General features: G+C 55.2%; 1 protein-coding gene. It reads left to right on the top strand.

All coding sequences use genetic code 11. The annotated features are described in order from the left end of the window. On the top strand, positions 1–290 hold a 290-nt coding region (locus ACSIPU_RS31125), incomplete at both ends, for a response regulator (protein WP_435322559.1).

Below are 290 nucleotides of genomic sequence, written 5' to 3'. Positions count from 1 at the left end.
GAAAGCGGCAATGAGGTGCTAGATGCCCTCACCACCAAAACCCCGGATGTACTGCTGTCAGATATCCGTATGCCGGGAATGGATGGTCTGGCGCTGCTCAAACAGATTAAGCAGCGCCATCCAATGCTTCCGGTCATCATAATGACCGCGCATTCCGATCTGGACGCCGCGGTCAGCGCTTATCAGCAGGGCGCGTTTGATTATTTGCCCAAACCTTTTGATATCGATGAAGCCGTCGCCCTCGTCGACCGGGCGATAAGCCACTATCAAGAGCAGCAGCAGCCGCGAAA

Source organism: Klebsiella sp. HN106 (assembly GCF_051209435.1).
GTDB classification, from domain to species: Bacteria; Pseudomonadota; Gammaproteobacteria; order Enterobacterales; family Enterobacteriaceae; genus Klebsiella; species Klebsiella oxytoca.
Note: the sequence above shows the minus strand (reverse complement) of the source record. Positions and strands in the feature narration are given on the sequence as shown.